The sequence below is a fragment of the Coriobacteriia bacterium genome, from assembly GCA_018368455.1.
Classification (GTDB): Bacteria; Actinomycetota; Coriobacteriia; order Coriobacteriales; family UMGS124; genus JAGZEG01.
Genome location: JAGZEG010000001.1, coordinates 235,989 through 249,356, shown reverse-complemented (window position 1 = coordinate 249,356; position 13,368 = coordinate 235,989). Strand labels below are relative to the sequence as shown.

Below are 13,368 nucleotides of genomic sequence, written 5' to 3'. Positions count from 1 at the left end.
TTCGAGATGGGATTGTGCCGGTGACTGACACCCAAGCCTCGACCACGCCCGCATCAAAAGCCGCCTCGCGCCAGGTCATGCGCAGCACGCTGTTCATCCTTCAGCAGCTCGTCACGAAGGACTTTAAGCTCAAATACCGCCGCTCGGTGCTCGGCGTTGCATGGAGCGTTCTGAACCCGCTGCTCATGATGGCCGTCATGACGCTCGTGTTCAGCAATATGTTCCGCTTCAACATCGACCACTACCCGCTGTACCTCATTTTGGGTACCGTGCTGTTCACGCTGATGAGCGACGCAACGTGCGGGGCCATGAGCTCCATTATCGACGCCGCGCCGCTCATCAAGAAAGTCCGCGTGCAAAAGGCGGTCTTCCCGATCGAGAAGGTGCTCTTTTCCCTCGTGAATTTCGCGCTTTCCCTCGTCGCCGTCGCGGGCGTCATGCTGTTCTTCCACTTCACGTCCCCGGCTGACGACCCGTTCTACATCCACGGCACCACGATGCTCATGGGCATCATCCTTGTGCTGTACGTCGTCGTGTTCTCCGTGGGCATCGGTCTCATCCTGTCGGCACTCTCCGTGTTCTTCCGTGACGTCATGCACCTGTGGGGCGTCGTCATGACGGCATGGAACTACCTCACGCCCGTGTTTTGGCCGCAGAACCTCGTCGAGTTTACGGCCGGCATGCCTAACCCGGGCCTCGCCCAGGCGCTCGTGGCCGTTGAGAACTTCAACCCCATGTACCACTTCGTCGTCTACTTCCGCGACGTCATGATGTATGGGACGATCCCCGGCCTGCAGGAGAACCTCATTTGCCTTGCGTTTGCCCTCGGCACGCTTGCAGTGGGCATCCTCGTGTTCCGTAAGACGCAGCACAAGTTCATCCTGTACATCTAAGGGAGGCGCACGCAGCACATGAGCGACGAAAGCATGCAAACGCCCGACGTGAGCCATGCGGCGCCGGCGAAGGACACGCGCGACGTCATTGTGGACGCCAGCCACGTCAGTATGGTGTTCAACATGGCCTCAGAACAGCTCAATAGCCTCAAGGAGTACTTCATCAAGCTCATGAGGCACGAGCTGATGTTCAAGGAGTTTCGCGCCCTCAACGACATCACGTTCCAGGTTCGCCGCGGCGACGTGTTCGGCCTCGTCGGCACGAACGGCTCCGGCAAGTCCACGATGCTCAAGATCGTGGCGGGCGTGCTTGAGCCCTCGGAAGGCAGCTGCACCGTGCACGGTACGATCGCGCCGCTCATCGAGCTCGGCGCCGGCTTCGATATGGAGCTAACGGCGCGAGAGAACATCTACCTCAACGGCGCGCTGCTCGGCTACTCCAAGCAGTTCATCAACGAGCACTTCGACGACATCGTCGACTTCGCCGAGCTGCGCGACTTTCTGGACATGCCGCTCAAGAACTACTCGTCGGGCATGGTGGCGCGCATCGCGTTCTCCATCGCGACCTCGACGCGCCCCGATCTGCTCATCGTCGACGAGACGCTCTCTGTCGGCGACTTTCTGTTCCAGCGCAAGTGCGAGGAGCGCATCCAGCGCCTCATCAACGACGACAACGTCACGGTCATGATCGTCAGCCACGAGACGTCACAGATCGAGCGCCTGTGCAACAAGGCCGTGTGGATCGAGAAGGGGCACTTGCGCCAATTCGGCCCGGCAAGCGAGGTCTGCGCGGCCTATCGCAGCCTGGGCGCCTAGAGAAGGAGCGCGCATGACCACGCAGAACATCGACGTCACGCTCATCGTGCCGACGTACAACACGGGCGCCTTTCTCGACCAGGCCCTGTCGACAGCGCGTCAGAACGACGTCGCTCGCATGGAGATCCTCGCCGTCAACGACGGTTCGACCGACGACAGCCTCTCCATCATGCGGCGCCACGAGCAGGAAGACCCGCGCGTGCGCGTCATCGACAAGCCGAACGGAGGCTACGGCTCAGCCTGCAACCGTGGGCTGTCTGAGGCGCGCGGTACCTATGTCGCCATCCTTGAGCCTGACGACTACGTGCGTCCGCACTTCTACGACGAGATGCTCGCGTTCGCGCGGACGTTCCCCGAGCTGCCCGACGTCGTGAAGACGCCCTACACGCGCGTTTACCTGCCGTGCACGCCCAAGGAGCGCCTGTACCACTGCGCGTACGCCCACCGGCTCACGCTGGCACACCAGCCGTTCACGATCTTTGATGAGCCACGCCTGCTTCAGCACCACCCCAGCATCTGGTCGGCCATGTACCGCCGCGCGTTTCTCGAGGAGCACGGCATCCGCTTTAAGGAGGCCAAGGGCGGCGGCTGGGTTGACAATCCGTTCCTCGTCGAGACGCTGTGCCAGGCACGCTCCATCGTGTTCCTCGAGAAGGAGTTCTACTGCTACCGAGAGGACCTGCCCGGTTCGTCGTCCATGCTGCGCGCGACCAATCTGGCGTTTGAGCGTTGGAACGACATGACGGACGTCCTCGATCGCCTCGGCGTAGACGACGCCGGCGTGCGCCGCGCCCACGCAGTTCGCGGCGTGTCGTACCTCTCGGGCATTATGGAGGAAGCCAAGATCGCCGGCAGCGACGCTGAGACGCAGATGCGCCACATGTTCGAGCGCATGCCGGTCGACAGCGTCTTCACGAACCCGAACATCTCCAACCCCATCAAGACGCTGTTCTGTACCGTCCGGGGCATCGAGCCGACGTTCGACAAGGGCCTGTACCGCCGCGCACTCGTGAACGAGTTCGTCTACAGCGTGCGCAACAACGGCCTGGGCTTCGGCCTGTCGCGCTTCGCCCTGTTCATGGGGCGTCGCTCGCGCATCAGCCGCAACAACCCCAACATCACGCGGGGCGCCGGCATCTAGCTTGCACCCGTTCGCCGTGGTGATCGGGTGCGCGGGGTATGCAAGAGCAGTGGTGAGCGCTACACTACGTCTGACCTTTAAGCGCGGTACTGAGAGACCGACAAGGTGGCGCAGATGAAGACAGCGTACGACTCACAACCTCATCGTATAGCGGGACGTCCGGACGCGCGACGCGCGTGCGGGCGTCCTTTTTTGTGCGTCAGCGTTAGGAAGGAGGAGGCATGAGCGATACCACCACGTTCGCTCCCAAGGCCATCGTCATGGACGGCGAGGCCATAGAGCGCGCGCTCACGCGCATGGCCCACGAGATCCTCGAGACGAACGACGGCGCGTCAAACCTGGCGCTCGTCGGCATCGTCACGCGCGGCAAGGTGCTCGCAGAGGCGCTGGCCAGCCGCATCGAGCAGATCGAGGGCGTGAAGGTGCCGCTCGGCTCGCTTGACATCAGCCTATACCGCGACGACTTCGGCACGCGCCTGTCGCCCGTGCTCCACGACACGTCGCTACCGTTCACGCTCGACGGGACGACGGTCGTGCTCGTCGACGACGTGCTGTTCACGGGCCGCACGATCCGCGCTGCGCTCGACGCCCTCATGGACTACGGCCGCCCCTCGTGCGTGCGCCTGGCCGTCGTCGTGGATCGCGGCCATCGCGAGCTGCCCATCCGTGCCGACTACGTGGGCAAGAACGTGCCGTCCTCCCGTGCGGAGACCGTGCGCGTCGCCCTGCCGCCCTTCGACGACCACGCGGCCGTCGAGATCTGGGACGGGGCCACGTGGAAGCAGGCCAAGGCCGCCCGCGCGAGCGCAAAGGGAGGCAACCTCTGATGCTGAGCGTGCGCAACCTCATCAACACGACGGACCTCACCGTCGACGACATCGAGCAGATCCTCACGGCGGCGCACACGTTCGAGCAGGTGAACTCGCGCGCCATCAAAAAGCTACCCACGCTGCGCGGGCGCTCGATCGTCAACCTGTTCCTCGAGCCCTCGACGCGCACGAAGAGCTCGTTCGAGCTGGCGTGCAAGCGCCTGGGCGCCGACACGCTGTCCGTGGCCGGGTCTTCGTCGTCCGTCGTTAAGGGCGAGTCGCTCGTCGACACGATCCAGACGCTTGACGCCATGGGTGTCGACATGTTCATCTGCCGCGCCAAGTTCGCCGGCTCGCCCGAGATCATCGCCCGCACGACACAGGCGCGCGTCATCAACGCCGGCGACGGCAAGCACGCGCACCCCACGCAGGCCCTGCTCGACCTCTACACGATCCGCAAGCACCTGCCGAGCTTCGAAGGCCTGCGCGTCGGCATCGTCGGCGACTGCATCCACTCGCGCGTCGTGGGCTCGCTCGCTCCGGCGCTGACGAAGATGGGCGCCCGCGTCACGCTCGTTGGCCCGCACGCATTCATGCCGGCCCGCCCCGACGTGCTCGGCGCCGACTTCACGGACGACCTCGACGCCGTCCTGCCCGAGCTCGACGTCCTGTACATGCTGCGCGTCCAGAGCGAGCGCCTCGACGGGGCAACGCTGCCCTCCGAGCGCGAGTACCGCACGCTGTTCGGCGTGGACGGGAAGCGCTTTGCGCATGCCAAGCCGACGGCCATCGTCATGCACCCCGGTCCTGTCATGCGCGGCGTCGAGCTGAGCTCCGAGGTCGTTGACGACGCCCGCTGCGTCAAGAACGAGCAGGTCAACTCCGGCGTCTCCGTGCGTATGGCCGCCATCTACCTGCTGCTGGGAGGAGAAGCCAATGGCATATCTGATTAAGGGCGCCCGCGCCGTCGATCCGCAGGTCGACCTCGACGCCGTCGTTGACGTGCTGCTCGCTGACGACGGCACGATCGCCGCGCTCGGCGACGCCGTGCAGGCCCCCGAGAGCTGCACTGTCATCGACGGTGCCGGCAAGGTGCTTGTGCCCGGCCTGTTCGACATGCACGTCCACTTCCGCGACCCCGGCCAGGAGTACAAGGAGACGATCGAGGGCGGCGTGCGCTCGGCAGCCAAGGGCGGCTACACCGACGTCGCCACGATGCCTAACACAAACCCCGTCACGGATACGGGCGCGCTCATCGAGTTCCAGCGCGCCAAGGCTCAGCGCGCAGGCTTGGCGCGCGTGCACCCCATCGGCGCCATCACGAAGGGGGAGAAGGGCGAGGGCCTAGCCGACATCGCTGACATGGCTGCGGCTGGGGCCTGCGCGTTTTCCGACGACGGGCGCGGTGTGCAGCTTGCCGGCATGATGCGCTCCGCCATGGACTACATCGCCCAGTTCAACCTGCCCGTCATCTCGCACTGCCAGGACGAGTCGCTCGTCGGCCACGGCGTCGTCAACGAGGGTGCCGTCTCGACGCGCCTTGGCTTGGCGGGCTGGCCGGCGCTGGGCGAGGAAGTCCAGGTCGACCGCGACATCGAGATCGCCAGGCTCACGGGCTGCCCCTTCCACGCCGCCCACGTCACGACGGCGGCTGGTGTCGCCTACGTCACACGCGCCAAGGAGGAAGGCGCCGACGTCACGTGTGAGGTGTGCCCGCACCACCTGTTCCTCACCGAGGACGACATCACGGACGCCTACGACACGAACTACAAGATGAACCCGCCGCTGCGCACAGCACAGGACGCCGCGGAGCTGCGTGCGGCCCTGTGCGACGGGCGTATCGACTGCCTTGTGAGCGATCACGCGCCCCACGCGCCCCACGAGAAGGACCTCGAGTTCGAGCGCGCGCCGTTCGGCATCGTCGGCCTCGAGACGGAGCTTCCGCTCGTACTCACGCACCTCGTGAACCCCGGCCTCATGACCTGGCAGCGCCTCGTCGAGGTCACGGCTATCAACCCGCGTCGCATCTGCCGCCTCGCACCCGTGCGCATCGAGGTCGGCGGAGAGGCGACGCTCACGCTCATCGACCCGCACGCACCGTTCACCGTGACGCGCGAGTTCATGGCAGGATCGCAGTCCAACACGCCCTTCCTGGGCGCCGAGCTCGACGGCCGCGCGACGCACGCTTTCGTCGCCGGTCGCGCAATACTGGAGAACGGAGAGGTGGTGTCCCAGTGAACCCGCTGGTAGATGATGGTTCGACCCCCCGCGCCCTGCTTGCTCTCGAAGACGGATCCACGTTTTTGGGCTGGGCGGCAGGCGCCGAGGGCGAGACGTTCGGCGAGATCGTGTTCAACACGTCCATGGTGGGCTACCAGGAGATCGTGAGCGATCCTTCCTATGCCGGCCAGATCGTGACGCTGACCTACCCGCAGGTCGGCAACTACGGCGTCACCGACCTGGACGTCCAGAGCGACGTGCTGCACCTGCGCGGCCTCGTCGTGCACGACATGTGCCGCACGCCGAGCAACTGGCGCAGCCAGGGCAGCCTGCCCGACATGCTCAAGAAGCGCGGCGTCGTCGCCATCGAGGGCATCGACACGCGCGCCCTCACGCTGACGATCCGCGACAAGGGCGCCATGCGCGCGGCCATCTCGACGACCGACCTCGACCCGACAAGCCTCGTCGCCCGTGTCCAGGCCGCCCCGCGCATCTCGGAACACAACTTCGTGCCCGACGTGTCACCCAGCGAACCTGTGACGCACCCGGCTCAGGGCGAGCGTCGCTTCAAGGTCGTGGCCTACGACTGCGGCGAGAAGCTCGGCATCCTCAAGAACATGACGAAGCTCGGCTGCGAGGTCACAGCCGTGCCGTGGGACACGCCTGCCGAGAAGGTGCTGGAGATGGACCCCGACGGCGTGTTCTTCTCCAACGGCCCAGGTGACCCCGAGCAGGTCGGCCCCACGGCCCAGGCTGCCCGCGAGCTGCTAGGCAAGAAGCCGATCTTCGGCATCTGCCTGGGCAACCAGCTGCTCTCCATCGCAGCCGGCGGCCAGATCGAGAAGCTGCCCTACGGCCACCACGGTGGCAACGAGCCCGTCATGAACCTGCTGACGGGCAAGGTCGAGATCACGGCCCAGAACCACAACTACGGCCTCGTGTTCGATGAGTCGTTCGGTCCCATCGTGCCCGAGCTGTCCGGCGGTCGCACGGAGCACGTCGCCGACCTGCGCGAGTGGTCGCGCGCCGGCATCGCGCCCGTCGTTCAGAACGAACGTTACGGCCGCATCCGCCTCACGCACGTCAACCTCAACGACGGCACGCCCGAGGGCATCCAGTTCCTCGACGTCCCGGCGTTCTCCGTGCAGTACCACCCCGAGTCGTGCCCCGGCCCCGTCGACGCGAGCTACATCTTCACGTCGTTCTGCCGCCTGATGGAGGGCCAGCGCGACGACTACCTTGCCATCGACGTCCGCGAAGGGAGGCGCTTCTAGTGCCGCGTCGCAGTGACATCAAGAAGATCCTCGTCATCGGCTCCGGCCCCATCGTCATCGGCCAGGCGTGCGAGTTCGACTACTCGGGCACGCAGGCCTGCCGCGCGCTGCGCGCCGAGGGCTACGAGGTCGTGCTCGTCAACTCCAATCCCGCCACGATCATGACGGACCCCGACACGGCGGACCGCACGTACATCGAGCCCATCACCGTCGAGGCCGTCTCTCAGGTCATCGAGAAGGAGCGCCCCGACGCCCTGCTGCCGAACATGGGCGGCCAGACGTCGCTGAACTGCGCCGTTGCCCTGGGTGACGCCGGCGTTCTCGAGAAGTACGGCGTTGAGGTCATCGGCTGCGACCTCAACTCCATCCGTACCGGCGAGGACCGCGAGCTGTTCGCCGAGGCCATGAAGGACATCGGCCTATCCGTGGCCCGCAGCGGCTTCTGCTACTCCATGGCCGACGCCGAGCGCGTCGCCGAGGAGATCGGCTTCCCGCTCGTCGTGCGCCCGTCGTTCACGCTCGGCGGTGCCGGCGGCGGCATGGCCTACGACATGAAGCAGCTGCGCGACATCGTCGAGCAGGGCCTCGACCTCTCCGCCAACCACGAGGTGCTCGTTGAGCAGAGCCTCGAGGGGTGGAAGGAGATCGAGATGGAGGTGATGCGCGACCGCGCTGGCAACGGCATCATCATCTGCTCTATCGAGAACCTCGACCCCATGGGCGTGCACACGGGCGACTCCATCACCGTCGCGCCGTGCCAGACGCTCTCCGACGTCGAGCTGCAGCGCCTGCGCGACTACTCGCTCGCCATCCTCGAGCGCGTCGGCGTGGCCACAGGCGGCTCCAACGTGCAGTTCGCCGTCAACCCCGACGACGGCCGCGTCGTCGTCATCGAGATGAACCCGCGCGTCAGCCGCTCGTCGGCGCTCGCGTCCAAGGCGACGGGCTTCCCCATCGCCAAGGCGGCGGCCCTGCTCGCCGTCGGCTACACGCTCGACGAGATCACAAACGACATCACGCGCGTCACACCCGCCTGCTTCGAGCCGTCCATCGACTACTGCGTCGTCAAGGTGCCGCGCTTCGCGTTCGAGAAGTTCAAGGGCACGGACGAGACGCTCACGACGCGTATGAAGTCCGTCGGCGAGGTCATGTCCATCGGCCGCACGTTCGAAGAGGCGCTCGAGAAGGCCTTCCGCTCGCTGGAGCAGGGCCACGCCGGCCTGGGCGCAGACGGCAAGGACGACTTCGACGAGGCGCGCTTCCGCGAGCTGCTGAGCCGCCCGACGCCCGAGCGCCTGTTCTACGTGGCGGAGGCGCTGCGCCGCGACTGGGACGTCGACGACATCTTCGAGCTTACGCACATCGACCGCTGGTTCCTCGACCGTATGCTCGACCTCGTGCGCGCCGAGCGCCGCATCGCCGAGCTCGGCCTTGACGGCCTCGATGCCGAGCGCATGCTGCAGGCCAAGAGCCTCGGCTTCTCCGACGTGCAGATCGCCCACCTCACGGGCTCCGATGAGGACAGCGTGCGCGCGCGCCGCAAGGAACTCGGCGTGCTGCCCGTCATCAAGACCGTCGACACGTGCGCCGGCGAGTTCCCGGCCCGTACGAGCTACCACTACAAGACGTACCAGGTCGGCGGCGCCACCGAGTTCCACGAGGCGGACAAGCCCCGCGCCGTCATCCTGTCGGCCGGCCCCAACCGCATCGGCCAGGGCATCGAGTTCGACTATTGCTGCGTCCACGCGGCCTACGCGCTGTCGGCCAAGGGCTACGAGACCGTCATGGTCAACTGCAACCCCGAGACGGTGTCGACGGACTACGACACGTCCGACCGCCTGTACTTCGAGCCGCTGACGTTCGAGGACGTCATGGACATCGTCGAGCTCGAGAAGCCCGCCGGCGTCATCTGCACGCTCGGCGGTCAGACGCCCATCAACCTGGCCGCACGCCTGCACAAGGCCGGCGTGCCCATCATGGGGACGCAGCCCGACGCTCTCGACCTCGCCGAGGACCGCGAGCGCTTCAGCGAGCTGCTCGACCAGCTCGACATCGCCTACCCGCCGTCGTCGACGGCCGAGACGTACGACGAGGCAGTCGACGTCGCCAAGCGCATCGGCTTCCCGCTGCTCGTGCGCCCCAGCTACGTGCTGGGCGGCCGCGGCATGGCCATCGTGTACGACACGAAGAGCCTGCGCGGCTACATGGACGAGGCGGCGCACGTCTCGCCCGACCACCCCGTCTACCTCGACGCCTTCCTCGAGGACGCCATCGAGCTCGACGTGGACGCCCTATGCGACGACCACGAGTGCTACGTCGGCGCCGTGCTCGAGCACATCGAGGAGTGCGGCATCCACTCCGGTGACTCGGCCTGCTGCACGCCGCCGTTCACGCTGTCGGACAAGATCGTCGAGCGCGTGCGCGACGTGACGCGCCGCCTCGCGCTTGCCTGCCACGTCGTCGGCCTACTCAACGTGCAGTACGCGGTCAAGGACGAGCAGATCTTCGTCATCGAGCTCAACCCGCGCGCCAGCCGCACTGTGCCGTTCGACTCCAAGGCTACGGGCGTGCCGCTTGCCAAGTACGCCGCCCGCATCATGGCGGGGGAGAAGATCGCCGACCTCAACCTGCCGGCAGAGGGTCGCGAGCTCGGCTACTATGCCGTGAAGGAAGCCGTCATGCCCTGGGGCCGCTTCCCGGGCGCTAACGTCGTGCTCGGCCCCGAGATGAAGTCGACGGGCGAGGTCATGGGCGTGGCGGAAAGCTTCCCGGCCGCGTACGCCAAGACGCAGCTCGCCATCGACTACTCGCTGCCCACGGGCGGCACGGCGTTCATCTCCGTGTGCGATCGCGACAAGCGCGCCATCGCGCCCATCGCCCGTGACCTGGCCAACCTGGGCTTCAAGATCGTCGCGACGTCCGGCACGGCCAAGACGCTGCGTGCGGCCGGCATCGCGTGCGAGACGACGCGCCGTATGAGCGAGATGCACCCCAACATCGGCGACGCCATCGCCTCGGGCGAGATCTCGCTCATGATCAACACGCCGCGCGGCCAGGACACCCGCAGCGACGGCTTCCTGCTGCGCAGCGAGGCCGTGCGCCACGGGCTGTGCTACATGACGACCATGAGCGCCGCAACGGCCCTCGTGCAGGCCATTCAGACCGTGCAGCACACAGCACTGCCCGTCTACGCCCTGCAGGACCTCGCGACCCTCGCGAACCACTAGGCGAGAAGAAGGAGAGGAGCAAACGTGCCCACCCCCTCAACGGCGACGCGCCACACGCTGACCGTCGTCTCGAACGAGCCCATGACGTGCGACGTCATGCGCATGCGCTTCACCTGCCCCGAGCTTGCCCGCTCCATCGAGCCGGGCCAGTTCTTTGACCTCGCCGTTCCGGGCGACCCGAGCCAGCTCGTCCGCCTGCCGTTTTCGTACTCGGCAGCCGACGCCCAGACGGGCGAGGTCGAGTTCGGCTACCTGCTCAACGGCGACGGCACGCGCCGCCTCGCGCAGGTCAAGCCGGGCGCGCAGCTCGACGTGCTCGGCCCGTGCGGCCACGGCTGGCGCTTCCCCGAGGGCATGAAGGCCGCCCTGCTCGTGGGCGGTGGTTCGGGCGTCGTGCCGCTCGTAAGCCTGGCCCGCGAGCTCATCGCGCGCGGCGTGGCCGTCGACTTCATCGAGGGCGCCGCTGCCGAGCGCCGTGTCATCTTCACGGACGACCTGCGCGAGATGGGCGTGCGCACCCTCGAGATCGCCACGGACGATGGGTCCGTCGGCATCAAAGGTTATGCCAGCGTGCCGTGCGAGCAGATGCTCGCCGACAACGCCTACGACGTCGTGTACGTTTGCGGCCCTACACCGATGATGCGCGGCATCGCACAGATCGTCGACAAGGCCGGCGTCGCGTGCCAGGTGTCCATGGAGAAGATGATGACGTGCGGCTTCGGCGCCTGCGCCACGTGCGTCTGCGACACGACGGGCGGCCGCAAGGGCGTCTGCATGGCTGGCCCCGTGTTCGACGCGAAGGAGGTCGTCTGGTGAGCAAGGTGAACATGGCCGTCAACCTCGGCGGCATCCCCATGAAGAACCCGGTGAACACCGCAGCCGGCACGTTCGGCGCCGGCTGGCAGTTCTCCAACCTCATGGACGTGTCCAAACTCGGCGCGTTCACGACGAAGGGTGCGGCCAGCGTCGCGTGGCCTGGCAACCCCCAGCCGCGTATGACGGAGGTCAAGTGCGGCGTCATGAACTCCGTGGGCCTGCAGAACCCCGGCGTCCGCGGCCTCGTCGAGGAGTCGGGCGAGTACCTGGCCGACATGAGCACGAAGACGAGTGTCATCTGCCAGGTGGCCGGCCACTCCGTCGCCGAGTACGTCGAGGCCGTCGAGCTGTTCGAGGAGCTCGCCCCCTGGGCGGCCGGCCTCGAGATCAACATCTCGTGCCCCAACATCGCCGCCGGCGGCTGCGCCATGGGCTCGACGCCCGAGGGCGCGTCCGAGGTCATCAAGGCCTGCCGCGCCGCCACGAAGCGCCCGCTGCTCGTCAAGATGGCGCCCGAGCGCGTGCCCGAGGTCGCCCGCGCCTGCGAGGCGGCCGGCGCTGACGTGCTGACCGTCATCAACTCCATCCCCGGCATGGCCATCGACGTGCGCACGCGCAAGAGCAGGCTCGCGCGTCCCACGGGCGGCCTGTCTGGCCCCTGCTTGCACCCCATCGCGCTGCGCATGGCGTGGGAGGCGTGCAACGCCGTGTCCATCCCCGTGTGCGGCGTCGGCGGCATCACGTCGGGCGTCGACGCGGCCGAGTTCATCCTGGCGGGCTGCACGGCCGTCTCCGTCGGCCTGCAGAACCTCGTCGAGCCCGGCAGCGCCCTACGCATCCTCGCAGAGCTTGAGGAGTGGGCCGAGAGCCAGGGCGTCAAGGACATCAACGAGCTCATCGGGGCGTTCGAATGCTAGGGGAGGGCGACGCTTCCATGAGCCCCGTTGCCGAACGCGTCATCGTCGCCATGGACTGCACGCACGAGCGCGCTCTCGAGCTTGCCGACCTCATGGCCGGCAAGCTCGCGTGGGCCAAAGTGGGCATGGAACTGTTTTACGCTGCCGGCACCCCTGTCGTACGCGACCTCAAGGCGCGCGGCCTACACGTGTTCCTCGACCTGAAGCTGCACGACATCCCCAACACGGTGCGCCAGGCGGCGCGCGTGCTCGCGGGCCTGGGCGTCGACATGCTCACGATTCACGCCGGCGGCGGCCCCGCCATGGTCGCCGCCGCGCGCGCGGGCCTCGACGAGGGTGCCGAGGCCGCCGGCCTTCCCGCGCCGAAGTTACTCGCCGTCACGGTGCTCACGAGCATGGATGACGAGGCGCTGGCGTCGGTCGGCGTGAATCGTCCCGCCGCCGAGCAGGCGGTGCTTCTGGCACGGATGGCCTATGCGTCCGGCGCGGACGGCGTCGTCTGCTCGGCGCAGGAGTCCACCGCCATGCGCGCTGCGCTGGGGGAGGACGCCCTCATCGTGACGCCGGGCATCCGCCCCGCCGGCGCCGACGCAGGTGACCAGGCGCGCGTCGTGACGCCGGGCGCCGCCATCGCGGCGGGCTCGACGCACCTCGTCGTGGGCCGTCCCATCACGAGGGCCGCCGACCCGCTCGCCGCGCTCCTTTCCGTCGAATCCGAGGTCGCCGAAGCGCTCTCGTAAGGCATCGCTAGGGGGCAGGCGCGGGTCACCCGCCACGCGTCTGCCCCCAAACGGGGTTCCACTCATCGTGCAATTTCGTGCGGATGCTTGAAAACGCGCAGGTGGTGGGATACCCTCTACGAGGCTTTAAAAACACAGCCGCTCGTTTTGCCACGTATGCAAGCGGGCGGTACGCAGTGATACGCAGACTACGTTTGGAGGCACCATGGCTCTCCCCCAGCTTTCCGCCGAGGACCGTCAGAAGTATCTCAAGAAGGCCGAGGAGGCTCGCCGCGCTCGTGCGCAGCTGCGCGAGGACATCAAGTCCGGTCAGGTCTCCCTGCAGGAGGTCTTCGAGATGGACGATGACGTCGCCAAGCGTATGAAGGTCTCCATCCTTATCGAGTCTCTGCCTGGCTATGGCAAGGCCAAGGCCGCCAAGATCATGGAAGAGCTCAGCATTTCCGAGTCGCGCCGCGTTCAGGGTCTGGGCATCCGTCAGCGCGAGCAGCTCATCGAGAAGCTCGGCAAGTAGG

Annotated in this window: 12 protein-coding genes; all 12 read left to right on the top strand. The window is 66.9% G+C overall.

All coding sequences use genetic code 11. The annotated features are described in order from the left end of the window. The first annotated feature begins 77 nt into the window (after nucleotides 1–77). The 12 genes from KHZ24_01075 to KHZ24_01020 all read left to right on the top strand — a co-directional run bounded on the left by KHZ24_01075 (nucleotide 78) and on the right by KHZ24_01020 (nucleotide 13,367). A complete protein-coding gene (locus KHZ24_01075) occupies nucleotides 78–893 on the top strand; it encodes an ABC transporter permease (protein ID MBS5449798.1) in 816 nt (271 codons plus the stop codon). An 18-nt stretch (nucleotides 894–911) separates the two neighbouring features. Then, nucleotides 912–1,709 carry an ABC transporter ATP-binding protein gene (locus KHZ24_01070; GenBank protein MBS5449797.1) on the top strand — a complete coding sequence of 266 codons (798 nt, stop codon included), beginning with the start codon at nucleotides 912–914 and terminating at the stop codon, nucleotides 1,707–1,709. Nucleotides 1,710–1,722: 13 nt separating this feature from the next. After that, the gene (locus KHZ24_01065) at nucleotides 1,723–2,850 is read left to right on the top strand and encodes a glycosyltransferase (protein ID MBS5449796.1); all 1,128 of its coding nucleotides are present in this window, start codon (nucleotides 1,723–1,725) and stop codon (nucleotides 2,848–2,850) included. Nucleotides 2,851–3,071: 221 nt separating this feature from the next. After that, nucleotides 3,072–3,677, top strand: coding sequence for a bifunctional pyr operon transcriptional regulator/uracil phosphoribosyltransferase PyrR (gene pyrR / locus KHZ24_01060; GenBank protein MBS5449795.1), 606 nt, complete (start codon nucleotides 3,072–3,074; stop codon nucleotides 3,675–3,677). After that, on the top strand, nucleotides 3,677–4,612 hold the full coding sequence (locus KHZ24_01055) for an aspartate carbamoyltransferase catalytic subunit (protein ID MBS5449794.1): 936 nt from the start codon (nucleotides 3,677–3,679) through the stop codon (nucleotides 4,610–4,612). The genes pyrR and KHZ24_01055 overlap by 1 nt, the downstream gene beginning before the upstream one ends. After that, complete coding sequence (locus KHZ24_01050; protein ID MBS5449793.1) at nucleotides 4,596–5,897, top strand: dihydroorotase; 1,302 nt, start codon at nucleotides 4,596–4,598, stop codon at nucleotides 5,895–5,897. The genes KHZ24_01055 and KHZ24_01050 overlap by 17 nt, the downstream gene beginning before the upstream one ends. Next, the gene (carA, locus tag KHZ24_01045; GenBank protein MBS5449792.1) at nucleotides 5,894–7,153 is read left to right on the top strand and encodes a glutamine-hydrolyzing carbamoyl-phosphate synthase small subunit; all 1,260 of its coding nucleotides are present in this window, start codon (nucleotides 5,894–5,896) and stop codon (nucleotides 7,151–7,153) included. Before KHZ24_01050 ends, carA begins: the two co-directional genes overlap by 4 nt. Next, a complete protein-coding gene (gene carB / locus KHZ24_01040) occupies nucleotides 7,153–10,380 on the top strand; it encodes a carbamoyl-phosphate synthase large subunit (GenBank protein MBS5449791.1) in 3,228 nt (1,075 codons plus the stop codon). The genes carA and carB overlap by 1 nt, the downstream gene beginning before the upstream one ends. A gap of 24 nt (nucleotides 10,381–10,404) precedes the next feature. Continuing rightward, the gene (locus KHZ24_01035; protein MBS5449790.1) at nucleotides 10,405–11,196 is read left to right on the top strand and encodes a dihydroorotate dehydrogenase electron transfer subunit; all 792 of its coding nucleotides are present in this window, start codon (nucleotides 10,405–10,407) and stop codon (nucleotides 11,194–11,196) included. 11 nt (nucleotides 11,197–11,207) lie between these two features. Beyond that, nucleotides 11,208–12,113: a dihydroorotate dehydrogenase gene (locus tag KHZ24_01030; protein ID MBS5449789.1), complete on the top strand. Its 906-nt coding sequence runs from the start codon at nucleotides 11,208–11,210 to the stop codon at nucleotides 12,111–12,113. Between the two features lie 17 nt (nucleotides 12,114–12,130). After that, the gene (gene pyrF / locus KHZ24_01025) at nucleotides 12,131–12,853 is read left to right on the top strand and encodes an orotidine-5'-phosphate decarboxylase (protein ID MBS5449788.1); all 723 of its coding nucleotides are present in this window, start codon (nucleotides 12,131–12,133) and stop codon (nucleotides 12,851–12,853) included. A gap of 205 nt (nucleotides 12,854–13,058) precedes the next feature. Then, entirely contained in the window at nucleotides 13,059–13,367 is a 309-nt protein-coding gene (locus tag KHZ24_01020; GenBank protein ID MBS5449787.1) for an integration host factor, read from the top strand. Nucleotide 13,368 lies beyond the last annotated feature (1 nt).

What these genes read in the sequence shown, in the direction of transcription:
- KHZ24_01075 (MBS5449798.1), top strand. Translation starts at nt 78, where the DNA reads ATGCGCAGCACGCTGTTCATCCTTCAGCAGCTCGTCACGAAGGACTTT.
- KHZ24_01020 (MBS5449787.1), top strand. Translation starts at nt 13,059, where the DNA reads ATGGCTCTCCCCCAGCTTTCCGCCGAGGACCGTCAGAAGTATCTCAAG.
- KHZ24_01055 (MBS5449794.1), top strand. Translation starts at nt 3,677, where the DNA reads ATGCTGAGCGTGCGCAACCTCATCAACACGACGGACCTCACCGTCGAC.
- KHZ24_01030 (MBS5449789.1), top strand. Translation starts at nt 11,208, where the DNA reads ATGGCCGTCAACCTCGGCGGCATCCCCATGAAGAACCCGGTGAACACC.
- pyrF (MBS5449788.1), top strand. Translation starts at nt 12,131, where the DNA reads ATGAGCCCCGTTGCCGAACGCGTCATCGTCGCCATGGACTGCACGCAC.
- KHZ24_01070 (MBS5449797.1), top strand. Translation starts at nt 912, where the DNA reads ATGAGCGACGAAAGCATGCAAACGCCCGACGTGAGCCATGCGGCGCCG.
- KHZ24_01065 (MBS5449796.1), top strand. Translation starts at nt 1,723, where the DNA reads ATGACCACGCAGAACATCGACGTCACGCTCATCGTGCCGACGTACAAC.
- KHZ24_01050 (MBS5449793.1), top strand. Translation starts at nt 4,596, where the DNA reads ATGGCATATCTGATTAAGGGCGCCCGCGCCGTCGATCCGCAGGTCGAC.
- pyrR (MBS5449795.1), top strand. Translation starts at nt 3,072, where the DNA reads ATGAGCGATACCACCACGTTCGCTCCCAAGGCCATCGTCATGGACGGC.